Below are 24,183 nucleotides of genomic sequence, written 5' to 3' on the forward strand. Positions count from 1 at the left end.
CTCAACAGATAGTGGGATTGCTGAGACTCGCGTAGAGAGCCGTAAAATTGAATCAATCATCAAAGGCTGTGAATGGCTGTTACAACTGAATCTACTCAGACAGAAAGCATCACCGACATATATTTTTGAGTAGTCCAATGTGTCGTTAAGATTGTTAACCACCATCCAAATTCTCAATCCTCGCCTGAGTTGATGGATATGGAGATTGCCGAGGCATCTTCTCTATGGGCTGGTGGTGGTTGATGGATGGTTGGCGGGAAACACTTTAGTGATGTCACACACAATATAGACTGTCGGGAATCAACACAACCGTAGGCGGCACCGGCGTCCAACTGGCCCGCCTACGGGGCCCCCGACGGAGAGAGCCAATGAGTACGTTAGATGCTCAAGCCAATAAAAGTGAGGATGATGAGGCATACAAGCATATGATCCCCTGCGGAAAGTACGAAATGCGCGAGGGGAGCGCCGAGACCCACGGAGGCGACGAAGTTAATGGAACTATTGTTGTTCCCCAGTCGAAAGTCAAAGCAGCTGGCGCTGGTCCAAAAGAGAACGTCCGCGTCAGAGTCGAAGCGAATGGGGAAACCGCTACAATGGAGAGAAAGATCCACAATAGCGGGAATACCCTAACCATTCCATACAAAAAGCGAAGAGAACTAGATCTCGAGGCAGGCGATGAGATTGAGTTCTGGATAGAAGCGACTAACGAAAATCCCACGGCTACTGGTGTGGAGATGCAGGAGACCCTCACAGGTCAAGAGGAGTCATCCCTAGATGGGGAATCTGAAGAGACTTACGTGGTGATTGGCAGCTCATTTACCTACCATCTACTCGAAACGGATGACGCGGATGAGACTCTCTGTGGGCTATCGTTAGAAGATGAAGACACTCGAACCGGTAACGACCCCGGTGATTTCCTTGATGGGTGCCCTGAATGTAAGGCCCGCTCAGCAAAACCAATGAGTTCCGAAGAGATGGTGAGATTACTGAGCGACAAAGTGAGTGGATTCACCGAATCAGAGGGCAAACCAACAGAATTCAGCCCACGTCAATTAGCGGCTATCAAAGACAGAATAGTTGAGATGGAGGAAACCGAAGCCAAACTTCGAGAATTTAGAGCCCGTGTCGCTCGATTAGAGCAACGAATACAGGAATTGGAAGGTTCTGGATAAGAGCAGGAGCAGCAGTCTAAATCCCGTTGATGTAGTCGCGTCTTTGCTCTACTTTCACCTCCTCATCGCGCTTGTCATAGTGCTTATCCAGAACATCCTGCCTCACGTTCATCCGATCAGAAACGACCTTCTCCGGCACGTCCTCAGTCAAGAAGTGAGTGATTGATCCCCGGCGGATCGCGTGAGGGGATACGTTCACTGGGCACTTGCTATAATTCCCATAATCGGCATAGTCGCAGGTATCCCGATCTCGACCCTTCGGGCATTCGGAATAGTAGCAGGGCTGAGTCACGCGGTAGATGGTATCCCGAATGCTCGATGGATTCATCCTCCCGTTACGGCTCGTGAGAAGGGGCTCTCGCCCGTAGTCATCCTCAACCGAGTGACGGTTCTGCTCGATCCAATCCTCGATTACACGGCAAACCTCGGCGTTGAGCGCGATCATTCGCTCTCCCTCGTCGCCGTTCTTGAGGGGAGTTCCTGAGTCAGGCTGGTGAGTCAGTTCGAGAGGTTCCGCTTCGGGATCGCAATCGGATACGTCCAGAGAGTGAAGTGCCCCGAGTCGGATCTCGGTATGCCAAAGAATCTCAAGAATCACGTGAGGGCGAGAGGCATACTCGAACTTCCGCTGATATTCGATCAGTGCCTCTGCCTCCTCTCCATCGAGGATGGCTTCGCTCTGTTCGTCGGTCTTCTTGAGATCGGACATCAAGGCCTCAAATTTCTCGTGAAGGCCTTCCTGAACTGCGTCGATGGATTCACACCATCGAATGAATACGCGGAGGGCGTCGAGTTGCCCCTCAAGCGTGATCGGCTTGAGATCGCCGTCATCGCGTCGCCACGTTTTGAACTTCTGGAGTTTCCGGCCACTCATCTCGTTCATATTGTCGATGCCTTTCTGCTCGCACCATCGGATGAAGTGTTTGAGCCGATAGTGATAGCCGTCGAGCGTGCTTTTCGATACCTCGTGCTTGCGTGCATCGAGGTACATCTCCTTCGCCTCAACAGGCGAGATGGGTTCGAGTTCGTTCTTCGTCATAGGCGTTCTCCGAAGCGCCTGTCTGGGTCAGGATTGCTGTCCCCGCCCCCGCGAGCGGAGCGAGCGGGGGGTCGAAAGACGAGCAGCGCGAAGTCTTTCGGAAGTTCAAATCCGGGAGGCGGCATTAGACTCAGAGTTCAAATGCCTGCGGCGCTGAGCGGGCGAGAATTCCGGGATTTTCTCACGACCAACTCGTTGAATTCGATCCGCTACTCACTCCATCACCGCGTATACTAACATCCACATTCCAGCAGCGACTATTCACGAACCCTTCGAGGCTCAGGAGAGTGGATTTTCTGCAGCATCTGGGGGGGACGCAAGCTACGCGCGGTTGGAGGGATCGTGCCCACTGGCGATATTAGGAGGGCAGGTGTCGGTGTCCAGGCCAGGGACTGATTCTCTGTCCATCCGTTCGAAGATGTCGAGCCACTGCCCTGGCATATCCTCAGCATTGTACACACCTTTGCTCGCCAATCGCAAGATGTGGATTGCCTCGTCCTCACCGAGGGTGTCGAGTTCCAACTCATCTACTGCCGTTTCGCGTGCCCATTTTGTACTCAGCGTGCCGCGCTGAGTCGCGGCGTAGAAATGGAACCAAAATATGAGGCTTCCCTCGGACGGAAGTTTCGGTGGGTACTCCGGTTGGAATCGGTCGGGGATAAGCGGGATTCTCGGGATCGCCGAGAGTGCGTCGAGGAAGGCCCGTGGAAATATGCCGTCGACAAAGTGACTGTCTCCCTAAAATCCTGCTCCGACCGAGGTACGTGCCCGTGTACGCACTCATATCCTATGTACGTGAGTCAGGACTCATCTTCTGAATCGAGTCAGATCGGCCCGCAGTAGGAAACTACGCAACTACTGACGCGGACGTATCGAGTCCGACAGGGCGTGCCTGCTCCCACTCAACAGCGAAGACTGCATCGGGAAGCGAGTTGAGTCGCTGTTCTACGACATCAAGCGGGTGCGAGTCGATGAACTGCGCACGTTGATGATCGACAGCCGTTGCCCCATCGTTCACTTGCAGGTGAACTTGCCCGAGGTCGTCGTGCGTATCATCCTGATGCCACCCAACGAGCAGACTGCGCTCTGGCTCAATCCAGTTGAACCAGTAGTACTCGTACGGGTCACTGGTTCGTAATTGAAACCCGAACTCGACCCGCGCATCACTCACCGGGTATTCGTTATCTCCAAGGAACTGCCGCGGGTCTACGTCGGCGACGACACGGTACGTCCCCGCTTCGCGGGGTTCAGCACGCCGTCGTCGAACATTCTCGAACGTGCCGCTGAGTCGATTCTGGATGCGGTCGTGGAGCCGCTTGCTCTGTAAGTTCGCCCGGTTAGCGAGGAAGACGACCATTAGGCGAGTGTCGAGGGGGAGTCAGTCCGCGGTGACGAGAGTTCGATGACATCGTCATACAGTTGGAGGGCGTGCTTTACGAGCCCGAGTTCCGTGTTGATCGTCTCCCACGTGGCGGTCACGTTGCGACGCTCACGAAGCTCCTCAGCCGAGAACTCCTCGTCAGCAAGTTCTCCTCGGAACTCGTCAAGCGAACTCACGTCGTACTCCGTCGCTAGCTCTTCCTGTTCCTCCTTCAGTTCCGTGAGCTGACTTTCCAGTTCGTCACGCGAGTGGGCTTCAATCAGGTCCGTCACCTCATCGAAGAGCATCCGGACCGGGTTCAGATCGTAGGCTTTCGTCCCGTCGACAGTCGTTTCCGTGACCCAGTCGTCACTCTGGAGTCGTTGGAGTTCATCGTCGGCCGTTGCGCGCGAGACGTCTGCCCGGTCTGCGATCTCCTGCACTGGAGTTGGCTCGTCCAGCAGCTCCACGACGTGCCGGACGCGCTCACGCCCACTCATACTCTCCGTCCACGATCCCTGGTTCGATTCAGCCATTCTATTAGGTCTTGCACTGCCCCATTCAAATAATTTGGCTCTGCTCAAATATCTAAGCCGCCCAGCCGGTTCTTGGAACCGAGTTACCGACCACGAGCCGGAACTGTGACCGCACTTCGATCCACTCAGTTGTGACTGCGTAGAGGATCTCGAAACGTACTCGCGTACGTACCTGTGTGATATTCAGGTACATAGGTGACCGCCTGACTTCTCGTGTCGCTCAGAACTCAGCAAAACACGGGCCTCTCACGTTCCGTGGCAGCGGAATCGAATCCGACGGGTCGTCCCTGCTCCCACTCGACAGCGAGGGCTGCGTCTCGAAGCGAGTGGAGTCTGCGTTCGACGACATCCAGTGGATGTGAGTCGATGAATTCCGCTGATTCGTGCGCGACGGGTGTCGCACCGTCGTTCACCTGCAAGTGAACCGGGCCGAGGTCGTCGTGCGTGTCGTCCTGATGCCAGCCGACAAGCAGACTTCGGTCTGGCTCGATCCAGTTGAACCAATAGTACTCGTGTGGCTCACCGGTCTGCAGTTGAAACCCGATCTCGATCCGCGCGGTCGTCACCGGGTACTCGTCGTCACCAAAGAACTGGCGTGGGTCTACCTCAGCGACGACCCGGTACGGGCCGGCTTCACGCGGTTCAGCACGTCGCCACCGAACGGTCTCGAACGCACCGCTGAGCCGGGTCTGGATACGGTCGTCACAACTGCCGGCGGTCGTCCCCGGCCGTAGACATACCGTCGGGAGAAGGAGTGGCGCTGTCGACGCCCCGCACCGAGCCACGCGGTCAAAAAAGATTATTTGGAGCGTCCGGGTACGGCGGGATAGAATGAGCCACGCCCGCACGCCGACAAGCGAGGAGGCGTTGCACCTGACGCTGGATATGGACTTCGAGGACGCCGTCCCGCACGTCCAACTCGAACACGAACTGGCCGACTTCGAGACCGTGAAGGTGACCCGCCTCGACGAGATGATCGAAGGGATGCTCGGCGAGGCGGTCGAGCGGACGGCGCTGCTCGTCGTCTGCCACCCGGAGATCGCCCGCGACGCGCTCGCAATCGACCGCACCCTCGCCGGGATGCTCCCGTGTACGACCGTCGTCTACGAGAAGCAGGATGACGACCGGGTGCACGTCCATCACGTCTCGGCGACGAAGGCGATCCGGGATCTCGGGTGTTGCCCCGAGGGGACCGAAGCCACCGTCGACGACCTCGTCGAACTGACCGCCGAGCGGATGGCGACCGTCTGGGAGAACATCGAACGCCACGCCGACGAACGCGGGTAGGCGGCGCGGGCGCCACCCGTCCCCCGCACTGAACCCCGCCCGATCGGCCGCCGTCTCGCGTTCTCCCGATCCCGAAGACAAAATCATTTCACCCCGTGTGACGGTACACGAACCAATGGCCGATTCCAGCGGGAACAGGGGGTCGCCCGACGGCGGCAGCGAGAGCGGGGAACACAACGGCGTCCCGACCGCCGGCGACGTCATCGCGGACATGTTCTCCTCCGACGAGGTGTTCCAGCGGATCGTCGCCGACGCCGACCACGAGATCACCTCCGGCGGCCGGGAACTGTTCTTCAGCGCGCTTGCCGGCGGGTTCGCGATCACTGTCACCCTGCTGGTGTACGCGTCGATGTACCCGAAGACCGACGGCGGCGTCGCCGCGGCGCTTCTGTACCCCATCGGCTTCATCTACATCATCATCGGCGGGTACCAGCTCTACACCGAGAACACGCTCCCGCCGGTGGCGCTGACGCTCGAACGGCTGGCGTCGATCCCGGCGCTGTTCCGCCACTGGTCGATCGTCCTGGCCGGTAACTTCGCCGGCGGCGCAATCGGCGCTGTCGTGCTCGCGTTCGGCGGGGTGCTCGAACCCGAGGCCGCGGCCGCGGCGGCGGAGTTCGCCCGCCACGGTGTCTACGATGTGACCCGGCTCCAGCTGTTCTTCAAGGGCGCGTTCGCGGGGCTGGTCGTTGCCGGCGTGGTGTGGGTGAACTTTGCGGCCCGCGATACGGTCACCCGGTTTCTCACGGTCTATCTCGCCTTCCTCGTCATTCCCCTGGGGGACCTGTTCCACGTCGTCGTCTCCTTCACCGAGGCGGTGTTTCTGGTCCTCGTCGGCGACCTCGGGGTCCTCGTCGCGTTCACCGACTTCGTGATCCCCGTCCTGCTCGGGAACACCATCGGCGGGGTGGTGCTGGTCACGGTGGTGAACTACTACCAGACCACCGAACAGCGCCTCGAAACCGCGCGGTTCGAGGACGTCCGCCAGCTGTCGGTCCGCGAGTGGCTGCTCGGCGGGCTCGCGGGACGCTCGTACGTCCCCCTCGTCGACACCGTCGAGGAGATCGTGCGGGATCCCGACTCCTACCGCATTCTGGTCCCGATCGCCAACCCTCGGACCGAGACCGGGATCGTCGACCTGGCGTGTGCGATCGCCAGCAACCGCGACCGCGGCACCGTCCACGTCGTCCACGTCGTCCAGGCGCCCGAACAGCGACGGCGCGCGGCGGGCCACGACCAGCGTGACCGTATCACTGCGGAGTCCGAACGCCTGCTCGAGGACGTCGAGGGGATCGGCGACCGGTACGACGTCGACCTCGAAACCTCCACGATCGTCACCCACCGGTCGTTCGAGGACGTCTTCGACCGGGCGAACCGGACCCGCCCCGACCTGGTCGTGATGGAGTGGGAACGCAACGAACTGTGGGCGTCGGCCCGCGCGGAACGGCCGCTGGACGAACTCACGAACCAACTGCCGTGTGACTTCCTCGTGGTGAAGGACCGCGACCTGGACTACTCGCGGATCCTCCTGCCGACCGCTGGCGGCCCGGACTCGGATCTGAGCGCCGAGATCGCCCGCGCGCTCGGCACGACCGTCGGGTCGGAGGTCTCGCTGTTACACGTCGTCGACAGCCCCCAGCAGCGCGAGGCGGGCGAGGCGTTCCTCCGGGAGTGGGCGGCCGAACACGACCTCGCCGGGGCGGCCGCGACAATCGACGACTCCGGGGACGTCGAGGCCGCGATCGAGCGCGCCGCCGCCGACAACACGATGGTGATGCTCGGGGCCACCGAGCGCGGGCTGTTGGCCCGGCTCGTCACCGACTCGTTGCATCTGAGGGTCGTCGACGAGGTCGGGGCGTCGGTCCTCCTGGCGGAGCGCCCGAGCGACCGGTCGTTCGTCGATCGGCTGTTCGGCCGGGGGCGACGCCGGAAGTGACGCCGTCGGGGACGAACGCGACGGTCCGCCACGACCCGAGGGCACGTTACTGGAGACGAACCCCCGCTCGTTTCGGCGGCGGACGGACAGCGTCCGCCGCTCTCACCCGACGAGGTCGTCGAGCAGCCCCCGCGTCACGACTACGTACGCGGCGCCAGTCAGCGCGACCCACCCGGCGGCGGCCGCGATGCCGACGGTGAGAAGCGGCCCGGGGCCGAACGTCCCGGCGACGACCCACGTCAGGATCCCGACCCCCGCGAGCCCCTGGATCCGCAACCCGTCGACGGGCGGCGAGCGGTTCGTGATCGTGAGTGCGATGCCGTACACGCCGAACGCCAGCGCCAGGAGGTAACAGAGGCCGCCGATGAGCCCCCAGATCGACCCCAGGCTCCCGAGCAGCGTCGGCTCGGAGTCCGTCGGCGGCGGCGTCGACGCCGACGTGGCGGCCGTCGTCGCAGTCGGCGTGTCGGTCGCCGGCGTCGCTGTCGACGTCGGGGACGGCGTCGCCGTTCCCGGCTCGATCGCGACGGCGGTGCCGTCGCTCTCGATCCCGAGGGAGTCTTCGACGACGAGTCCCGCCTCGGCGCTTCGGTTCGGCATCTCGAAGGTGTACGTCGGGCGCTCCCGAACCGACCGGTCGGTCCCGTCGGTCCGGTAGTGATACCGGACGATCGGTCCCTGTGCGCTCCTCGACGCGTCCCCGGAGAGTCGGACGTCCGCGCCCGGCGGCGCGGTCGTCGGGGCGTCGATCGCGGCGGTCGGGCGCCTGTATTCGGGGCCGGACGGCGTCTCGCGGAAGGGGACGAAGTCGACCCAGCCCTGCGCCGTCACGACCGCGTTACCCTCGCCCGCCGGGAGGATCGAGGCGTGGTACGGGCCGGTCGGGTTGCCCCAGTAGTTGGCCTCGGCGTGCACGGTGCGGATCGGATCGGTGAGGACCAGCGCCGTGGTGTTGGTCGTGACCAGCGGTGCCACGTCGACCGTCAGCCCCCGCTCGTGGCCGTAGAGGCCGTTCCCCGTGAACCGGTAGCTGCTGTTCGGCGACCCCGTCTTCGGGACCCCGATCCCGGTGGGAACCTCGCCGCTCGCCGCCCGGATCGTGATCGCGCTCGCGTCGACGCTCCGCGTGGAGGCCGACCCGTCGGTCCGGAGGAGAGCAACGACCCCGTCGTCGACGGTCACCGCCCTGAGCTGCTCGTCGATTGCGGGGTCGGAGACGAGCTCCGAAAGCGGGATCTCGGTGGCCCGCTGATCGAGGATCACGCCGGCGGCGCCCTCGGCGACGTAGCTGCCCGTCCCCGGCTCGACGTCCGGGAGCGAAACCGGCTCCGCAAAGCGGTTGGTGTTGAAGACGATGGCGTTGTCGCGGACCGTCGAACCCAACACCCCGCGGAGGACGACCCCGTAGGTGTTCGCGGCGACGACGTTGTCGGCGACCGAGAGGTTCGCGCGGTGGGTGATTGGACTGGCGACGACGAGTCCCGCGCCGGCGTTGTTCGCGAGCCGGTTGTCGGTCAGGGTACCGCCGTGGACGATCAGGTCCGAGCGGATTTCGAGCCCGTGTCCGCCGCTGTCGGCGATCGTGTTGTCGTGGATGGCGAGGCCACGTGCCGCGGCGTCGGTCCGGATCGCCACCCCGGCGTCGTCGTTGCCGACGATCTCGTTGTCGCGGATCGCCGCCCGCTGGACTCGCCAGCCCGACACATAGATCCCGTCGCGGCCGTTCCCGGCGACGGTGTTGTTGGTGGCCGCGACCGCGACCTCGAGGCTCTCGGTGTCGATCCCGACGCCGTGGATCCGGTTGTCCGAGAGTCGGTTGCGTCGCAGGGTGACGTCGCCGTCGGCGAGGCTGCCCGCCCCCAGTTGCCGGAGCCGGATTCCGGTCCGGGCGTTTCGGATCCGGTTCTCGTTTGCCGTCACCGACGCGGTGCCGTCGGTGGAGACCCGGATCCCGTCACCCGCGGCCGTGATCTCGTTGCTCCGGAAGTAGCTCTCGCTCGTTTCGGCGCGAACCGCGACGCCGCTTCCGGCGACGCCCGCGATCCGGTTTCGCGACGCATAGAGCCGGGTGACGCGATCGGCGGCGACGAACACGCCGGCGCCGTCGATCCCGCGGAACGTCGACCCCAGGACCACGAGTCGGCGGACGCTCGTCGAGGGCTGGTCGGCGTCGCGACGGTACACGACGGTGGGCGGTTCGCCGACGGCGACCACAGTGGGTTCGGGACCGCGGGCCAATTCGGTCGGCGACGTCACGCCGCCGACGACGAAGTTCGCCTCGACGCCGGCGGCGATCTGCGGGATCGATCCGTCGCGGAGCTGGACGCCGACGGGGTAGATCCCGCGCGTCGTCGGGTTCACCGCGTCGTCGTATTCGACGATCAGCTGCCCGTCGCTCGGGAGCTCGACGGTGTCCGAGAGGGCGATCTCAAGGCGGGAGTCCGTCGACGACACGGACGCCACCGACTCGCCGAACGACCGTTCGATGCTGCCGTTCCGGTTCCGGTCGAGCCCGATGCGTTCGATGCTCCCGTTGCCGACCGACGCGACGGAGCCGTCGGAACTGTACGTCAGGCTGATCGAGTCGAACGACACGCCGACGCCGGGCTGCAGCGCGAGAGTGTGGGCCGCCGCCGCGTCGATGCTATCCGGACCGGCCGTCAGCGAGACCCGATCGGTCGTGCCCGCGCCCGGACTCGCCCGGATCGCGTGGCCCCCAATGTCGCGGAACGTCGATTCCCTGACCGTGATCTGCGGCGTCGCGGTCGCCCCCGCAACGGCGAGGCCAGCCGTGGTGAAGTCCCGGGCCGTCGAGTCGACGAGTTCGACCGTCCCCTCGCGGCTCGCGACGGTGACGCCCGTGGTGCCGCCCTGAAGCACCGTGTGTCGGAGGCGGAGGGAGCTGTCTTCGCTCCCGTTGTACCGGAGGCTCCCCCACCGCCGCTCCGCCGCCGCGCCGGCGGACCGCGTGATCGCAACGGGGCGAGCGGCCGTGCCGTTCGCCCGGAACGAGCCGCTCACGGTGACGGTGATGTCCTCGGCGAGTTCGACCCGCGTGCCCGGCGCGACCGTGAGCGCCGCGCCCGGCGCGATCTCGATGTCCTGGATGATCCGGTAGGGGCCCTCCGCCGGCGTCCAGGTGGTGTCCGTTTCGATCCCGGATTCGACGAAGGTGACGCTCGGCTCCGCCGTCGTGGCCGCGGCTACGGGCGCAGTCGCCGACAGCACGACCAGCGCGCCCACGAACGCGACGACAGCGGTCCGTAGCCCCCCGTCAGTCTCCCGTGTCAACGGTTTCACCCAGCAGTCCTGCGATGTCGATCGGTCTCCCCCGCGGCGTAAAAGGGTGTTGCGGCGAAATCACTATCGATAATATCCGGCCGACGACGCCCGTGCCGTCGGGGACGGACGCGAGAGACCCCGTCCGGTGGCCGCGGGGGGCGGAATCAGACCCCCGCGAAGTCGTCGGCGAACGACAGGTATCCCGAGGGGCCGTGCTCCGCGACGCGCGCCAAGGTGTCGGCACCGCCCTCACGGTGACGGTCGGCCCACGCCCGCTTCCGCTCGTCCAGCCGATCGACGACGTCGGGGTGGCCGTCGCTCACGTCGGTCTGCTCCCAGGGGTCGTCGTGCATATCGTACAGCTGGTACTCCGGGAGGACCCCGCCCCACATCCCGGGGTGGAGCGTGTGGATCAGCTTCCAGCGGTCGGTTCGAACCGCCCGCTGGGCGGTGTAGAGCCCGTGATCGACGACGATGGCGTCCCGGCCCTCGGCGTCGGCGTCTTCGACGACTGGTCGGAGCGACCGGCCCTGCCACCGTTCTGGCGGGTCGACGCCGAGGTAGTCAGCGATCGTCGGCGCGAAGTCGACGTTGGTGACGAGCTGCTTGCGCCTCCCGGCCTCGACGGGGGCGTCCGCGGGCGGTTTGATCACCATCGGGACGCGCTGGGTGCCGTCGTGGGTCGACCAGTGCTCGCGGTAGAGGCCGTGTTCCCCGAACTCCTCGCCGTGATCGCCCGTCAGCACGATCAGGGTCTCGTCGTACAAGCCGGTCTCCCGAAGGTAGTCGAGCAGCCGGCCGACGTGGCGGTCGGCGTACCGGATCTCGGCGTCGTAGGTCGCGATCAACTCCGCGAGGTCCGCACGGGACTCGATGTCGGTATGGGTCGCCGACCGCACCGCGTCCCACGTCCGGTGTTCCGCGAGCTGATCGGCGGTCGGGTACGGCGGCGGGTCGCCGCCGCGGAACCGGTCGATCTCGTCCGCGGAGCGGTTGTACGGGGCGTGGGGGTCCCAGAACTGCGCGTACAGGAAGAAGTCGTCGTCGGTGCGGTCGAGCGCGTCGATCGACCGGTCGACGACCGCCGCGGCCCGCGGCGTCTGAAAGGAGACGTGGCCCCACTCGACGGTCATCTCCTCGTCGGGCTCCTGGGGCTGGTGGAACTCGTGCCAGACGTGATAGAACCACGGCGCCGGGTGCCGCGGGAACGACGAGACCCCGATCGTCCGGATCCGGTGCTGGAAGCACAGCTCCGGGAGCGTCCACCACGGTCTGTCGGGCTCGTTTTCGGTCCACGACCCCGCCCAGTCGGTCCGGGCGGCCGGCCGGTTCATCTGCTGGGACTGCCGGCCGTGGGTTTCGACGCCGTTGGCGATGCCGTACCGCCCGGAGGAGAGCGCCGCCCGAGACGGCATACACGGGGAGTTCGCGACGTAGCCGCGCTCGAAGGCGACGCCGTCGTCGATCAGGGCGTCGACGTTCGGGGTCGTTTCCCGATCGTAGCCGTACGCGCCGACGTGGTCCGCCCGGAGGGAGTCGATGTCGAGACAGAGAACGTTCATCGTTCCGTGTGAACGACCGACACGACAGGGAAAAACAGTTCCGGCTCGCCCGACGGCGGCTCACTCCGGCGGCGACAGGTTCGTCAGCCGGGTCTGGGCGGTGTCGGCGGGGTGGACGATCCGCATCGGGAGCCCGCGGTCGTCTGCGGGCGGCGTCTCCGGCAGCGTCGTCCACCCGTCCGGCCCGCGACGCGCCGTCACGGCCGCCGCGACAGCGTCGACGACGTCGGCGGCGCTACCGACGCTCGGGGCGTAACTCGGCGTCGTGTACCGCTCGATGGCCGCCCGGCAGCGCGCCCCGGCGTCGGGATACTCCTCGGCGATGAGTTCGATCCGCCGGTGGACGCCGTCGCGGGTTCGCTTCGAGGCGTCGAGCGGCCGGCGGCCGTTCAACGCGTAGAAGCAGACCGCCGGGTGAGTCTCGACCAGCCGGTCGCGGGCGCTGGGGAACATATCCAGGAACTCGTCGACCTCGCGGGTCCGGGGGACGACGCTCCAGGCCTGATTCTGGATGCTGAAGTCGGCGGCGGCCTCGTTGACCGCCTTGGCCTCCTCGAGGGTCTCCCGGTAGACCGCCTCGCGCACCGGGGTGTAGAATACGCTACTGCCGCGGCGGCCGAGCGCCCGCCTCGCCGCCACGTCGCAGGTCCGCCGCTCGTCGGCCGGGAGGCCGATCGGGGCGTCGATCAGGATCCGATCGGCGTCGCTGTGGTACTTCCAGGCGCTCCAGACCGACGGGTAGACGCCGGTGTCCCACCCCCCGTCGTCGTCGAGGACCACCCCGAACCACCCGGTCGAGGCCCACTCGAGCCCGACGTACTTCGCCATACCACCCTCCAGTCGAGGGACTGCAATAGGTTTTGATCAACGCACCGCCGCGTGACCGCCCCGCGCTTCGGCCGCCCGGCGGACGGACTACGGATCTTCGGGCGCCGTTTCGAGGGTCTCGGCGACCCCCTCGGCGGCCGCCGCGACGGTGTCGTAGTAGGTGGTGCCGGCGCTTTGACACCCTCTGGCGAGGTCGACGCGGACCGCGGCGTCGCCGAGGATGTCGGGCCTGACGGTTACCTTGCCGGCCGCACAGAGCCCGTCGTCGTCGGGGAGCCGATACTCGACGATGCCGCCGGCGTTGTCCGTCCGCTGCCATCCCGCGGGCGGCGTCGCGGGCAACGCCGCCGCGAGCGTCTCCGGGTCGGCGGCCGTCTCGATCCGGCGTGCGTCCATACCGGTCGAAGGGGCGCGAGTCGTATGGGGGTTCCGGCCCCCGGAGCGAAACCCATAGCCCGCCGCGGGGCGGTCGGTGGGTATGGACCGATCCGGTCGCTTCCGCGTCTACCGCGTCGTCGAGTCGGTGCCGCAGATCAACCTCCAGGCGGTCGCGTCGCCGACGCTGTACTCGGTTTATCAGTCGGGCTACGCCGACCCCGAACGCCAGGCCGCGGTCGACGACCTGGAGACCGGCGATCTGGTCGAGGCGACAATCGAGGGCGACCCCGACGACGACGCCGAACCGTGGCGGCTGACCGCCGTCGACGTGGTCGGCGGGGTGGACACCGCCTTCGCCGTCGACGTCGATCCCCCCGATCTCGCCCGGGAGGCCTGGGGCCCCGGCCGGACCGAGCCGGCGTACGCCGTCGTGACCGAGGACGGGACCCCGATCGGCGTCTGCGGCGTCCAGCCGCGCGACCCGCTGCCGAACGGCGCGTTCGTGCCCAACGTGCTGACCGGGTTGCTGCCGCTTGAGCCCCAGTTCGACGCCGTCCCCGAGATCGGCGACCCGGCGGTGGAGGCGGTGTTCCTCGACCCCGACCCCCCGGACGCGTCGTCGTACTCCCGCCCCTACGGCGTCGCCTTCCTGTTCACCCGGCCGGAGACGGCGTTCGCCGAACGGCTCCGGGCCGAGTACGGTTGCCCGCTCGACGCCGACACCCGGCCGGCGTTCGATCCCTACTGAATCCGAGCCGGCCGGACCTGAAGAGCCATACCCCTGTGGCACCACCGGGAAACCGGATGGTGACGGTGCGCCCGCTGCGGGAGTCCGACCGGGAGACTGTTGCCGGGATCGTCGCGGCCCACTTCGCCGAGGGGTGGTCGTACGACCTCCCGGCGGACGATCCGGCGAGCGGCACGTTCGTGCGCGTCGCCGAGCGGGACGGGGCGGTGGTCGGCGTGATGGCGCTGAGCGTCTCCGGGGACCGGGCGGCCGTTCGCGACGCGATGCACCTGTTCGACACCGTCGAGCCGCTCCCGGAGGCGTCGCGGTACGGGCTCGTCCACGCCGGCTACGTGGCGCCGGCCCACACCGGCGAGGGGATCGGGAGCCGCCTGCTGGAAGCCCTCCACGCGATCGGCGTCGAGGAGGGGGTAACGGCCTTCGTCGCCGACGCGTGGGTCCACGGCGGCCCCGACTCGCCGAAGCGGCTCCTCGCCGCCCACGGGTACGACGTCGTTTCCACCCGCTCCATCGCCGGCCACACCGACGGCCCGTGTCCGAAGTGCGGGACGCCGTGCGTCTGCGAGGCGGCGCTCGCGGTCCGTCGCGCCGACGGGTAACGGGGGCGCGGCCGTCGGCCCGACGAGGTGATGTGGATGCGTGCGTAACGCCGACAATGGACGGGACCGCAGAGAGGACCTCACGGATCGGAACCGCAGGCCTCGTCGCGGCGGTTGTCGCTCACCTCGTGTGGGATCCGGCACTGACGCTCGTCGGCGTCGCGACGTTCGGGATCGCCGAGGAGGACGCCGCGCTCGTACGCACCCTCCTCCGCATCCACCCGGCGGCGTGGGTCGCGACCAAGGTGGTCGTGGTCGGCGGGTTCGCGGCCGTGGTCGTTCGGATCGGCGCCCACAGGCTCCCGGTGACGGCGTGGCTCCTGTGGCTGGTCGCCGTAGTCGGGTTCGTGGCGCCGCTCGGGTGGCTCGAACTGCTGGCGGCCGGCGGGGGGTAATCGCATCGAGTCCCGACAGGTCGGCGGCCGCGCCGGAGCGTCCCCGCTGCGGCCGGCGGGTCATACTGTCGGCGATAGTCCCGTGACGGATTTCGACACCCCGGGGGGTGTGGAAAATCTTCACGTAGTTGTAGCCGACAATATCAGTCCCGCAACCCCAGCACGGAGCGCTCCTTCCCGCCGGATTCGATCATCACGTCCGAGTTCGCGCGGAGCCACTCGGGCACGGCGGCGACGTGGTGGGCGTGCGCCTGTGGCCGGGCGTCGGCGTCGCCGTAGAGCAACGCCGGCTCGGAGTAGTGGGTGATCGGGCGCACGTCGCCCTAGGTGTCGCGGGCCGCCGCGAACCCCTCCCGGTAGGAGTGCCCGCGGGCCGTGAAACCGTGGTGGTGGTAGTCGAAGGTCACCGGGATCCCGGCCGGGTCGGCGACGGCGGCGACGAGTTCGGTCACGCCCCAAAGCGAGTTCTTGTCGTCGTTCTCGACGACCAACCGGTCGCGGGCCCGCGGCGCGAGGCCGTCGACGACCGCGCGGAACCGCTTGGCGGTGGCGGCCTTGTCGCCGTAGTGCGCTCCGATGTGGACGTTGATCGCGTGCCGCGGGGAGCGTGGCAGCCCCAGCAGGTCGAGCCACCGGCCGTGATGTTCGACCGACTCGACCGACCGCTCGACGGTGTCGGTCGACTCGCTGGCCAGTTTACACCAGTGGCTGGGGTGGAAGGTTAGCCGCATCCCCGCCTCGCGGATCAGGTCGCCACAGTCGGCGGCCAGCGAGGCGATCCGGTCGTAGTTCGGGAGTTCGGACAGCTCGAACTGGGAGTTCCACGGCACGAGCGTCGAGCTACACCGGTAGAACCCGATCCCGTGCTCGCGGTTCCACTGGAGGATCGCATAGAGATCCTCGAAGTTGCGTTCGGCCAGTTCGGCGACCCGCTCGATGCCCTCCCGCTCCCACGTCGCCTTGCGGATGTCGCGGTTGCAGCGCCGCGGCGGGTCGCGCTCGCGGAGCGTCCGGTTCATCGCGGCGTAGCCCAGCATCACCCGGGCTTCGGGCGCCACGGTATAGACACGTTCGGCCGGTCTGCGGGGCTCGCCGACGCGACGGACGACGCCGGGTACGAACGCCGGCAGTTGTGAACATCCGCCGGACGTCGGTAGTTGGAACACCCGCCGAGCGTCGATACGTACGAACACCCGCGTCGAGTTTTTGTCGGGAGCGCCCCACACGTCCGATGGACGGATGCTGGAACTCTATCGGCTCCCGGGGTGTCCGTACTGTGCGAAGGTGGAGCGGAAGCTGGCGGAGTTGGGCCTCGAATACGAGTCCCACGTCGTGCTCCCGTTCCGGTTCCTCCGGTTCAGGGTGAAGTCCGTGAGCGGCCAATCGAAGGTCCCGGTGTTGGTCGATCCGGAGCACGGGATCGAGGGGATGCCCGAGAGCGACGACATCGTCGAGTATCTGGAGGAGACGTACGGCTGAGACCTCGGGGGCGACACCCCGGAGTACACCGTCGTCTGCGACGGCGACGGCACGTTCGACGACCCACGGTTCGAGGTGCGGGTCACGGCCGGGAGCCGGCCGTTGTCGCCTCAAAACGGTAGCCGGGGCTCCAGCCGCTGCACCAGGTCCCGGACCGTCTCCTGTTTGTAGTAGCCGATCGCCGAGAGCGCGACCACGACGCCGATCAGCGCCAGCCCCTCGATGAACCGGCCGGAGGCGAGTTCGCCGCCGGCGTAGACGGTGATGACGTACGCGGGGAACCGGCCGACCGCGAGGACCGCGATGAACGTCCGGAGCCGCCACTTGGTGAGGCCGCTGAGAAAGCAGATCGCGTCGTCCGGAAGGCCGGGGATGATGACGAACGCGAACAGCCCCGGGACGCCGACGGTGTCGACGAAGTCGTCGAACCGCGCGACCACGTCCTCGTGGAGGATGTCCTCGACGAACGACCGGCCGTACCGCTTCGAGAGGCTGAACGCCACCGCACTTCCGATCAGGACGCCGGTGAGGCTGTAGACGGTACCGGCGACTGGCCCGAACAGGTAGCCGGCCACCAGGGCGACCACCTGGCCGGGGATCGGCGCGACCACGACCTGCAGCGCCTGGAGGAAGACGAACACCAACGGCGCGAAGATCCCGAACTGCGCGATCCACAGCCGGAGTTCCGCGGCGTCGAACACGAAAGGCGCGTAGCGTCGGGCCGCGACGTAGAGGCCGAGGAAGGCCACGGACACGGCGACGATCAGGGCGATCCCGCGCCACCTGTCGCGTCGCGACGAGAACACGCGCATTCCCTTGGAGGGTGGCCACAGGCCGACTTGAGTGTTACGTGGCTCTCGTCGCCGGCAGCGAGCGTCGACCGCGACGCCCCGCCTCAGTCGTCGACGTGCGCCAGTTCCCCGTCGAAGGCGCGTTCGAGGATGCGTTCGAGGTCGGCGGCGTCGGTGGTTCGGGGGTTGCCGGTGAGGCTGCCGTCGTCGAGCGCCTGTTCGGCCAGCCGGCTCGTCGCGGCCCGTTCGGCGTCCGTCTCGGCCAGGGTCCCGGGGATCCGGACCGCGTCCCCGAGCCGCCGGACCGCGGCGACCGCCTTCCGTCCCTCGACGTCGGCGGGCTTCGCGCGGTCGACGTCCTCGCCGAGCGCCGCGGCGACGTCGACCATCAGATCGGGGACCTGCGGGAGGTTGTACTCCATCACGTAGGGGAGGATGATCGCGTTCACGAGGCCGTGCGGGACGCCGAAGGTGGCGCCCACCTGATGTGAGAGCGCGTGGACGGCGCCGAGCCCCGCGCCGTTGAACGCCATCCCCGCCTGCATACTCGCCCGGGCCATCTTCGTGAGCGCCTCGCGGTCCTCACCGCGGTACTCGACGGCGCGGGGCAGGTGGGCGCCGACCTTCTCGATCGAGTCGAGCGCCAGCGCCGACGTCGGGCTCTGGGCCTTGATCGAGACGTACGCCTCCACGGCGTGGGTGAGAACGTCCATTCCGGTGGCGGCCTTGACCGGCGCCGGCGCGCTCGCGGTCAGTTCCGGGTCGACCACGGCGAGGTCCGCAAGCAGGTGGGGGTCGCCGATCTCCTCTTTGATCGCGGTGTCGCTGTCGGTGACCACCGCCCAGTGGCCGACCTCGCTTCCCGTGCCCGCCGTCGTGGGGACGTAGACGCTGGGCGGCGTCGGGGTCGGGACGTTGCCGCTGCCCGCGAACTCCAGGATGTGGCCGTCGTTGGTCGCCAGGATGCTCGCGGCCTTGGCGGTGTCCATCGAGGAGCCGCCGCCGACGCCGACGATCAGGTCGCTGCCGGCCGCGGCGTAGGCGTCGGCCGCGGCGTGGACCACCTCATCGGTCGGGTCGGGTCGGACGCCGGACCACACCTCGTAGTCCAAGCCGGCCGCCGACAGCGACTCGTCGATGGGGTCGAGCACGCCCGCCGCGAGGACGCCCTCGTCGGTGACGAGAAACGGGTGTTCGGCCCCGAGTTCCGTTATATAGCTTCCGAGTTCCGATACGGCGCCCCAGCCGAACAGCATCCGGTTCGGCGCGTTCCAGGATTCGAGTGACTCTGTCATCGTACGTGTCTCCGTGCGCCGGGCGGCCGAGCCCCAGCGACCCCCACCCGGCGCGTCGTACCCGACCCGTCGTCGGTTCGCCACATCACTGTTCCGTCTCACATGGATGGGATCTTAAATGACGCCACGGGCCGCTCCGGCTCCGGGGCCCCTACTCGGAATCCAGCGGATACGTCGGCCGCCCGACGTGGTCGTAGGTGAACGCGGAGAGGTCGGGACTGCACAGCCCCGGCGCCGACACCTCCCTGACCCCGCCGGCGATCGGCTCGAACGCCGCGCGGTAGTGGACGGTGCTTTTGAGCACCAGCACCCGCTTGCGCTCGGGCGTGATCCCGTGGCTCCGGAACGCCTCGGGGTCGTACGGCTGCTGGCGGTGGGAGGCGACGATCACGTCGATCCCGTCGACCGCGAGGACCGCCGTCCGCCCGAACGACACCTCCAGCCCGGTCGACATCGGCCCCTGGTTCCGGTAGGTGCCGTCGGAGAGGAGTCGAACCGTCCCCTCGACGGCGATGGGGTCGCCGTTTTCCTCGGTGTGGCCGCCGAGGTCGACCGTGACTGTCTCACCGACCCCGGCCGCCGTCGCGGCATCGACCGCGGCCGGGTCGTGTATCGCGGCGACCGCAGCGTCCTCGACGCCCGCATCGAGCAGCGCTTCGAGGAGCACGGTCCCGTCCTGTGCGCTCCCGCCGCCGGGGTTGTCGGCGATGTCGGCGAGCACCAAGGGAGCGTCGCGGTCCCACGCCGCGGCCTCCGCGACGGCGTCGTCGACGCCCGTGTAGGTTCGATCGAACTCGTGGCGCCGCGCGTCCGCCGCCCCCGCGAGGTCGGCACACGCGGCAGCTGCCTCGCTCGCGACGGACTCGTCGGCCACGCCGACGACGCTGACCCCCGCCTCCGGCACGTCTGCGTAGGCGAACCCGCCGAGCACCGACACGTCCGGGACCGGCTCGGACTCGGCGTCGGCCGCGGTCGCGAGCAGCGACGCCATCGGCTCCGCCGCGGTCTGCAACGGCGGCAACGGCGGGAGCACCGGCGCCCGCTCGATCACCACCGTCGGTTCCAGGTTCCCTTGGAGGGTCGCCGCCATCGCGCGGGCGGCCGTCTCGCCGGTGTCGCCGATGTCGACGTGAGGGTAGGTGTCGTACCCGAACAGGCCGTCGGCGTTTGCGACCATCCGGTCGGAGACGTTTGCGTGGAGGTCCAGCGTCGCCATCACCGGGACGTCGTCGCCGACCGCCGACCGGACGGCGTCGAGGATACGGCCGTCGCCGTCGCGGTGCCGCTCGGTCACCATCGCGCCGTGGAGTCCCAAAAGCACCGCGTCGGGGTCGTGTTCCTCGATTCCGTCGAGGATCCGGTCGAGGAACGCCGAGAACGCGTCGGCGGTGACGACGCCGCCGGGGGTGGCGTTCGCGGCCACGGTCGGAACCACGTCCCAGCCCTCAGCGTCGGCCACCCGGAGGAACCCCCCGAGGTCGGTGTTGGTGCCGCGGAACTCGGGGACGATCTCCGCACCCCGAAAGAGGGAAGTCGACGCGAACGCCTCCCGGCCGGTCGACAGCGACGAGAACGTGTTCGTCTCGTGTTTCAACCGGGCGAAAAGGACGGTGTCGGTCATCGGTACGGCTCCGCCAGTTCGTCGAACTCCACGACGACGCTGTCGACCGTGGTGAACGCCTCGGCGCCTTCGAGGCCGCCTTCCCGTCCGAGTCCGCTCTCCTTGTTGCCGCCCCACGGGCTCTGCGGCATCGACACCGGGTAGGTGTTGATCGCGACGAGGCCGTGGTCCAGCCGGCGTGCGAGCCGGGTCGCGTCCAACCCCTCGGTCCAGAGGGCGGCCGCAAGGGCGTACGGCGAATCGTTGGCGACCGTGATCGCCTCGTCGGTCGACCCGACGGGGATGACCGAGAGCACGGGGCCGAAGATCTCCTCGCGGCCGACCGCCATTTCCGTATCGACGCCGTCGAGGATGGTCGGCTCGACGAACGTGCCGTCGGCGAGGGCGGGGTCGTCGGGGACGCCGCCGCCGGTCAACAGGGTCGCGCCGTCCTCCAGCGCACCGTCGACGTACCCGAGGACCTCCTCGCGGGCGCTCTCGGAGATCACCGGCCCCATATCCGTCCCGGGGTCGGCGCCGGGGCCGAGGGTGATGCGCTCGGTCTTTGAGACGAGTTTCGCCACGAGGTCGTCGTGGACGGACTCGTGGACCAGACACCGCGAGGTCGCCACGCAGTTCTGGCCCGCGTTCGAGAAGATCCCCGCGACGATCCCGCGGGCGGCGTTCTCGAGGTCCGCGTCCGGCAGCACGATCGCGGGCGACTTTCCCCCGAGTTCGACGTCGACGTGGGTGATGTGCTCGGCGGCGTCTTCGAGCACGCCGCGGCCGACGTCGGTCGACCCGGTGAACGTGATCGCGTCGACGGCGGCGTCCGTCGTGAGCGCCGCGCCGACCTCGCTGCCGGGGCCGGGAACGACGTTCGCCACGCCCGCCGGAAGCGCCTCGAGGAGGTACTCCCCGATCCACATCGTCGTCAGCGGGGCGTGCGTCGGCGGCTTCGCGACCGCCGTGTTCCCGGTGGCGAGCGCCGCGGCGATCCCCCGGGTCCCCAGGAGTAGCGGGTAGTTCCACGGGATGATGTGGGCGGTGACGCCGTAGGGGACGCGGCGGGTGTAGTTCAGGCGGTGCTCGGCGGTGGGGACCGTGTCGCCGCGGACCTTGTCGGCGACGCCCGCGTAAAACCGGAACTGCGCGGCGGTCTCGGCGACCTCTCCCTCGGCCGTCGCGAGGCACTTGCCGGTCTCCTCGGCCAGAAGCGTCGCGATGGCGTCGGCGTCGGCCTCGATCCGGTCGGCGACCGTCCGGAGCGCCCGTTCGCGGTCGGCGGGGGCGGTCCGTTCCCACCCGTCGGCCGCGCGGCTGGCGGCCGCGATCGCGTCCTCGGCGTCCGAGGCGTCGCCGCGTGCGACCCGGCCGATCCTCCCGCCCGTGGCCGGGTTCGTGACGTCGATCCCGTCGGCGGTCGATCGCGTCCCGCCGTCGATGAACAGATCGTAGGAGTACACACACCACCCTCTCGGAGCCGCCGCCTAAACCTTACCCGGGGGATGTGTGAGCTTTTAAATCCGCGACGCCGTCCGGCGGCAGGCGTCCGCCTCCGTCTCCGGACGGTCGACGCCGGGCGTCGCGGCTATAGTAGCGTTTGCAAGTCTTCGCTCACTCGATCGCACGACGGCGTGCGATCGGATGTGCAACCAGTTGCAAACGCTACTATATCGAGCCAGCAGGGCGGGGCGTGATAACTGGCCGCAAACCCACGGGCGAACTACTATACCCCGACGGCGACGTGGATGGGTCGATGACCACGCTCTCGGAGTACGACGACGTCCGCGTCGTCTGGACGGATCTCAACGGCGTCGCACGCGGCATCACGCTGCCCGGCGAGCAGGCGGCCGACGCCCGCGAGGAGGGGGTCGGCTTCGCGAACGGCGTCGTCGAACTGACGCTGGAACCCGGACTGCTCGATTCCCCGCGGTACGGCGCCGAAAGCGGGGATATGCTCGCGGTCCCGGACACCGACTCGGTGCGGCCCGTCGCGTGGGCCGACGACACGGCGGCCGTGTTCGCCGACCTGACCACCGTCGACGGGGAGCGTTTCGACCTCTGCGCCCGGAGCGCGCTCCGCGGCGTCCTCGACGACCTGGAGTCCGAGGGGTACCACGCGATGGCCGGCGTCGAAACCGAGTTCTCCCTGCTGTCGCCGGACGGCGACGGCGGGTGGGAGCCGTACAACGACCGGTGCTCCTACGACCTCGGCGCCGTCGATCAGGCGTCGGCGCTCATCGACGGCTGGACCACGGCGATGGAGGCGGCGGGCCACGACGTCCTCGGGGTCCACCAGGAGTCCCAGCCCGGCCAGTACGAGGTGAATCTCGCGTACGACGACGCCCTGACCACCGCCGACGGGATCTGCTTCTTCCGGCATATGCTCAAAGCGGTCACCCGCAGACACGGGCACAAGGCGTCGCTGATGCCGCGGCCCCATTCTGGCGAAGACGCGAACGGCCTCCACTTCCACCTCTCGCTTTGGGACCTGGAGGAATCGGAGAACGTCTTCCGGAGCGACGACGACGACGTCCGGTTCCCTGCCGGCAAACATCCCCACGGGGCGGGGCTCTCGGAGACCGGTCGCCACTTCGTCGGCGGCCTGCTCGACCATATGAAGGCGCTGACCGCGATCTGTGCGCCGACGGTCAACTCCTACAAGCGGCTCCTGCCCGGGATCTGGGCGCCGGTCAACGTCGCGTGGGGCCCCGACAACCGCTCGACGGTGCTGCGGCTCCCGCCGGAATTGGGGGCGGCAACGCGGATCGAACACCGGGTGCCGGACTCCGCGTGCAACCCCTACCTCGGGCTGGCGGCGTCGCTGGCAGCCGGACTCGACGGGGTCCGGAACGGGACCGACCCGGGCGAGCCGACCACGAAGAACGCCTACGACGAGCCCTACGAGCGGCTGCCCCGGACCCTGTGGACCGCCCTGGACCACCTAGCGGACGACGAGGTGCTACGGGAGGCGCTCGGCCCCGCGCTGGTGGACTCCTTTGTGACCCTGAAACGCGACGAGTTCGACCGCTCGATGGACCAGGTGTCGGCGTGGGAACGCGAGGAATACTTCGAGGAGTTCTAGTTCCGTCGCCGCTGTCGGGAAGGCGACGCCGGCCGGTCGAGCATCGGGGCGACCGCCTGGAGGATCTTCGCCTCCGACCGGCGGAGGTGCTCGCCGACCGTCGAGGTGTTCGCGTCGTCGAGGGCCGCCAGCTCCTCGATGTTGCACGACCGGGGGGAGTCGTAGTATCCTTCCTCGATCGCCCGGGAGAGCACTTCGAGCTGGCGGGGCGAGAGGTCCTGCACCGCCTGTTTGACGCCGGTGAGGTCGGTCAACAGCACGTCGAGGTCGGGTGAACACAGCGAATCGACGTGGACCGAGCCGATCTCGCGGAGTTCCTCGTGGGCCGTGCTGACCTGTTCGTGGCTCGACGCGAGGACGCTCCAGTGCTCCCGCCCGTTGGCCACCGTCGCCGGAATCGTCGGAAAACAGTCGTTCCGGAGGAGCACGTTCAATACGGGCTCGGTATCGGTGTCGTAATCGCCCGCCAGGCTGATGAACGCCTTCCGCCGCGTCTCGTCGTACGTGACCAGCTGGCTCGAGTTCATCACCGGGTGGGCCTGGAGCCACTCGACCAGCCCGTCGAGCCGGTCCTCGTCGATGCCGGCGGTCTCGATCATCGTGATACTGGTGCCGGTGATCCGGTAGGAGTAGATGATCGTCGCCCGGACGCCCGGGTACGACTCGGCCAGGTCCGCGGTCCAGCACCCGTTGTGTCTGATACTGAACGTGTATTCGAGCATATGTTGGCCCGTCCGTAGGTACGGCAACAAACCACAGTTGCGTACATATGCGTATCGGGGGGTGTGTATTGGGTGCTAGAGTGGAT

At 67.4% G+C, this 24,183-nt stretch carries 23 protein-coding genes; 8 read left to right on the forward strand and 15 right to left on the reverse strand.

All coding sequences use genetic code 11. The features are described 5' to 3' along the window. The first annotated feature begins 368 nt into the window (after positions 1-368). Positions 369-1,172, forward strand: coding sequence for a hypothetical protein (locus H5V44_RS09105; protein ID WP_185192820.1), 804 nt, complete (start codon positions 369-371; stop codon positions 1,170-1,172). Positions 1,173-1,188: 16 nt separating this feature from the next. Here H5V44_RS09105 and H5V44_RS09110 read toward each other — a convergent pair whose 3' ends face one another. The 4 genes from H5V44_RS09110 to H5V44_RS18125 all read right to left on the reverse strand — a co-directional run bounded on the left by H5V44_RS09110 (position 1,189) and on the right by H5V44_RS18125 (position 4,802). Continuing rightward, positions 1,189-2,211: a tyrosine-type recombinase/integrase gene (locus tag H5V44_RS09110; RefSeq protein WP_185192821.1), complete on the reverse strand. Its 1,023-nt coding sequence runs from the start codon at positions 2,209-2,211 to the stop codon at positions 1,189-1,191. Between the two features lie 847 nt (positions 2,212-3,058). Next, positions 3,059-3,568 carry a hypothetical protein gene (locus H5V44_RS09115; protein ID WP_185192822.1) on the reverse strand — a complete coding sequence of 170 codons (510 nt, stop codon included), beginning with the start codon at positions 3,566-3,568 and terminating at the stop codon, positions 3,059-3,061. Continuing rightward, complete coding sequence (locus H5V44_RS09120; RefSeq protein WP_394354511.1) at positions 3,568-4,071, reverse strand: winged helix-turn-helix domain-containing protein; 504 nt, start codon at positions 4,069-4,071, stop codon at positions 3,568-3,570. The genes H5V44_RS09115 and H5V44_RS09120 overlap by 1 nt, the downstream gene beginning before the upstream one ends. 263 nt (positions 4,072-4,334) lie before the next feature. Further along, complete coding sequence (locus tag H5V44_RS18125; protein ID WP_394354530.1) at positions 4,335-4,802, reverse strand: hypothetical protein; 468 nt, start codon at positions 4,800-4,802, stop codon at positions 4,335-4,337. Between the two features lie 136 nt (positions 4,803-4,938). Here H5V44_RS18125 and H5V44_RS09130 point away from each other — a divergent pair, with 136 nt between their 5' ends. Beyond that, positions 4,939-5,394, forward strand: coding sequence for a DUF302 domain-containing protein (locus tag H5V44_RS09130; RefSeq protein ID WP_185192825.1), 456 nt, complete (start codon positions 4,939-4,941; stop codon positions 5,392-5,394). A 115-nt stretch (positions 5,395-5,509) separates the two neighbouring features. Then, positions 5,510-7,330 carry a formate/nitrite transporter family protein gene (locus H5V44_RS09135; protein WP_185192826.1) on the forward strand — a complete coding sequence of 607 codons (1,821 nt, stop codon included), beginning with the start codon at positions 5,510-5,512 and terminating at the stop codon, positions 7,328-7,330. 102 nt (positions 7,331-7,432) lie between these two features. On the opposite strand, the gene H5V44_RS09140 is transcribed toward H5V44_RS09135, so the two are convergent. The 4 genes from H5V44_RS09140 to H5V44_RS09155 all read right to left on the reverse strand — a co-directional run bounded on the left by H5V44_RS09140 (position 7,433) and on the right by H5V44_RS09155 (position 13,398). Beyond that, positions 7,433-10,621, reverse strand: a complete 3,189-nt coding sequence (locus H5V44_RS09140; protein ID WP_221625667.1) for a right-handed parallel beta-helix repeat-containing protein — start codon at positions 10,619-10,621, stop codon at positions 7,433-7,435. A gap of 155 nt (positions 10,622-10,776) precedes the next feature. Next, on the reverse strand, positions 10,777-12,174 hold the full coding sequence (locus tag H5V44_RS09145) for a sulfatase family protein (RefSeq protein WP_185192827.1): 1,398 nt from the start codon (positions 12,172-12,174) through the stop codon (positions 10,777-10,779). 60 nt (positions 12,175-12,234) lie between these two features. Next, positions 12,235-13,002 (reverse strand): DUF429 domain-containing protein, encoded by a 768-nt coding sequence (locus H5V44_RS09150; protein WP_185192828.1) that lies wholly within the window; start codon positions 13,000-13,002, stop codon positions 12,235-12,237. Positions 13,003-13,089: 87 nt separating this feature from the next. Beyond that, on the reverse strand, positions 13,090-13,398 hold the full coding sequence (locus H5V44_RS09155) for a hypothetical protein (protein WP_185192829.1): 309 nt from the start codon (positions 13,396-13,398) through the stop codon (positions 13,090-13,092). Between the two features lie 82 nt (positions 13,399-13,480). Between H5V44_RS09155 and H5V44_RS09160 the strand changes: the two genes are divergently transcribed. From H5V44_RS09160 to H5V44_RS09170, 3 genes are read left to right on the forward strand one after another with little or no spacing between them, the layout of a single operon-like run. Further along, complete coding sequence (locus H5V44_RS09160) at positions 13,481-14,128, forward strand: hypothetical protein (protein WP_185192830.1); 648 nt, start codon at positions 13,481-13,483, stop codon at positions 14,126-14,128. A gap of 56 nt (positions 14,129-14,184) precedes the next feature. Beyond that, the gene (locus H5V44_RS09165; RefSeq protein WP_185192831.1) at positions 14,185-14,727 is read left to right on the forward strand and encodes a GNAT family N-acetyltransferase; all 543 of its coding nucleotides are present in this window, start codon (positions 14,185-14,187) and stop codon (positions 14,725-14,727) included. A gap of 56 nt (positions 14,728-14,783) precedes the next feature. Continuing rightward, positions 14,784-15,122 carry a hypothetical protein gene (locus H5V44_RS09170; RefSeq protein ID WP_185192832.1) on the forward strand — a complete coding sequence of 113 codons (339 nt, stop codon included), beginning with the start codon at positions 14,784-14,786 and terminating at the stop codon, positions 15,120-15,122. Positions 15,123-15,265: 143 nt separating this feature from the next. Here H5V44_RS09170 and H5V44_RS17545 read toward each other — a convergent pair whose 3' ends face one another. Together H5V44_RS17545 and uvsE are read right to left on the reverse strand one after the other, a co-directional pair. Then, the gene (locus tag H5V44_RS17545) at positions 15,266-15,439 is read right to left on the reverse strand and encodes a hypothetical protein (RefSeq protein WP_246403879.1); all 174 of its coding nucleotides are present in this window, start codon (positions 15,437-15,439) and stop codon (positions 15,266-15,268) included. A gap of 6 nt (positions 15,440-15,445) precedes the next feature. Further along, complete coding sequence (uvsE, locus tag H5V44_RS09175; RefSeq protein WP_246403881.1) at positions 15,446-16,159, reverse strand: UV DNA damage repair endonuclease UvsE; 714 nt, start codon at positions 16,157-16,159, stop codon at positions 15,446-15,448. A gap of 202 nt (positions 16,160-16,361) precedes the next feature. Between uvsE and H5V44_RS09180 the strand changes: the two genes are divergently transcribed. After that, entirely contained in the window at positions 16,362-16,601 is a 240-nt protein-coding gene (locus tag H5V44_RS09180; protein ID WP_185192833.1) for a glutathione S-transferase N-terminal domain-containing protein, read from the forward strand. 110 nt (positions 16,602-16,711) lie between these two features. Here the strand turns inward: H5V44_RS09180 and H5V44_RS09185 are convergent, their stop codons facing one another. The 4 genes from H5V44_RS09185 to H5V44_RS09200 form a co-directional block, all read right to left on the reverse strand. Next, positions 16,712-17,413 (reverse strand): TVP38/TMEM64 family protein, encoded by a 702-nt coding sequence (locus H5V44_RS09185; RefSeq protein ID WP_185192834.1) that lies wholly within the window; start codon positions 17,411-17,413, stop codon positions 16,712-16,714. A gap of 83 nt (positions 17,414-17,496) precedes the next feature. Then, complete coding sequence (locus H5V44_RS09190) at positions 17,497-18,687, reverse strand: iron-containing alcohol dehydrogenase family protein (protein ID WP_185192835.1); 1,191 nt, start codon at positions 18,685-18,687, stop codon at positions 17,497-17,499. Positions 18,688-18,838: 151 nt separating this feature from the next. Then, positions 18,839-20,308, reverse strand: coding sequence for a M81 family metallopeptidase (locus H5V44_RS09195; protein WP_185192836.1), 1,470 nt, complete (start codon positions 20,306-20,308; stop codon positions 18,839-18,841). Then, a complete protein-coding gene (locus H5V44_RS09200) occupies positions 20,305-21,753 on the reverse strand; it encodes an aldehyde dehydrogenase family protein (protein ID WP_343067710.1) in 1,449 nt (482 codons plus the stop codon). The genes H5V44_RS09195 and H5V44_RS09200 overlap by 4 nt, the downstream gene beginning before the upstream one ends. A gap of 293 nt (positions 21,754-22,046) precedes the next feature. Between H5V44_RS09200 and H5V44_RS09205 the strand changes: the two genes are divergently transcribed. Then, positions 22,047-23,375: a glutamine synthetase family protein gene (locus tag H5V44_RS09205; protein WP_185192837.1), complete on the forward strand. Its 1,329-nt coding sequence runs from the start codon at positions 22,047-22,049 to the stop codon at positions 23,373-23,375. Here H5V44_RS09205 and H5V44_RS09210 read toward each other — a convergent pair. Then, entirely contained in the window at positions 23,372-24,097 is a 726-nt protein-coding gene (locus tag H5V44_RS09210) for a helix-turn-helix domain-containing protein (RefSeq protein ID WP_185192838.1), read from the reverse strand. The two genes, H5V44_RS09205 and H5V44_RS09210, sit on opposite strands and share 4 nt — an antisense overlap. Positions 24,098-24,183 lie beyond the last annotated feature (86 nt).

The organism is Halobellus ruber (assembly GCF_014212355.1).
Taxonomy (GTDB): domain Archaea; phylum Halobacteriota; class Halobacteria; order Halobacteriales; family Haloferacaceae; genus Haloquadratum; species Haloquadratum rubrum.

Coding starts and splice junctions, on each gene's coding strand:
- H5V44_RS09105 (WP_185192820.1), top strand. CDS start 369: ATGAGTACGTTAGATGCTCAAGCCAATAAAAGTGAGGATGATGAGGCA.
- H5V44_RS09110 (WP_185192821.1), bottom strand. CDS start 2,211: ATGACGAAGAACGAACTCGAACCCATCTCGCCTGTTGAGGCGAAGGAG.
- H5V44_RS09115 (WP_185192822.1), bottom strand. CDS start 3,568: ATGGTCGTCTTCCTCGCTAACCGGGCGAACTTACAGAGCAAGCGGCTC.
- H5V44_RS09120 (WP_394354511.1), bottom strand. CDS start 4,071: ATGAGTGGGCGTGAGCGCGTCCGGCACGTCGTGGAGCTGCTGGACGAG.
- H5V44_RS09130 (WP_185192825.1), top strand. CDS start 4,939: ATGAGCCACGCCCGCACGCCGACAAGCGAGGAGGCGTTGCACCTGACG.
- H5V44_RS09135 (WP_185192826.1), top strand. CDS start 5,510: ATGGCCGATTCCAGCGGGAACAGGGGGTCGCCCGACGGCGGCAGCGAG.
- H5V44_RS09145 (WP_185192827.1), bottom strand. CDS start 12,174: ATGAACGTTCTCTGTCTCGACATCGACTCCCTCCGGGCGGACCACGTC.
- H5V44_RS09150 (WP_185192828.1), bottom strand. CDS start 13,002: ATGGCGAAGTACGTCGGGCTCGAGTGGGCCTCGACCGGGTGGTTCGGG.
- H5V44_RS09155 (WP_185192829.1), bottom strand. CDS start 13,398: ATGGACGCACGCCGGATCGAGACGGCCGCCGACCCGGAGACGCTCGCG.
- H5V44_RS09160 (WP_185192830.1), top strand. CDS start 13,481: ATGGACCGATCCGGTCGCTTCCGCGTCTACCGCGTCGTCGAGTCGGTG.
- H5V44_RS09165 (WP_185192831.1), top strand. CDS start 14,185: ATGGTGACGGTGCGCCCGCTGCGGGAGTCCGACCGGGAGACTGTTGCC.
- H5V44_RS09170 (WP_185192832.1), top strand. CDS start 14,784: ATGGACGGGACCGCAGAGAGGACCTCACGGATCGGAACCGCAGGCCTC.
- uvsE (WP_246403881.1), bottom strand. CDS start 16,159: ATGCTGGGCTACGCCGCGATGAACCGGACGCTCCGCGAGCGCGACCCG.
- H5V44_RS09180 (WP_185192833.1), top strand. CDS start 16,362: ATGCTGGAACTCTATCGGCTCCCGGGGTGTCCGTACTGTGCGAAGGTG.
- H5V44_RS09185 (WP_185192834.1), bottom strand. CDS start 17,413: ATGCGCGTGTTCTCGTCGCGACGCGACAGGTGGCGCGGGATCGCCCTG.
- H5V44_RS09190 (WP_185192835.1), bottom strand. CDS start 18,687: ATGACAGAGTCACTCGAATCCTGGAACGCGCCGAACCGGATGCTGTTC.
- H5V44_RS09195 (WP_185192836.1), bottom strand. CDS start 20,308: ATGACCGACACCGTCCTTTTCGCCCGGTTGAAACACGAGACGAACACG.
- H5V44_RS09205 (WP_185192837.1), top strand. CDS start 22,047: ATGACCACGCTCTCGGAGTACGACGACGTCCGCGTCGTCTGGACGGAT.
- H5V44_RS09210 (WP_185192838.1), bottom strand. CDS start 24,097: ATGCTCGAATACACGTTCAGTATCAGACACAACGGGTGCTGGACCGCG.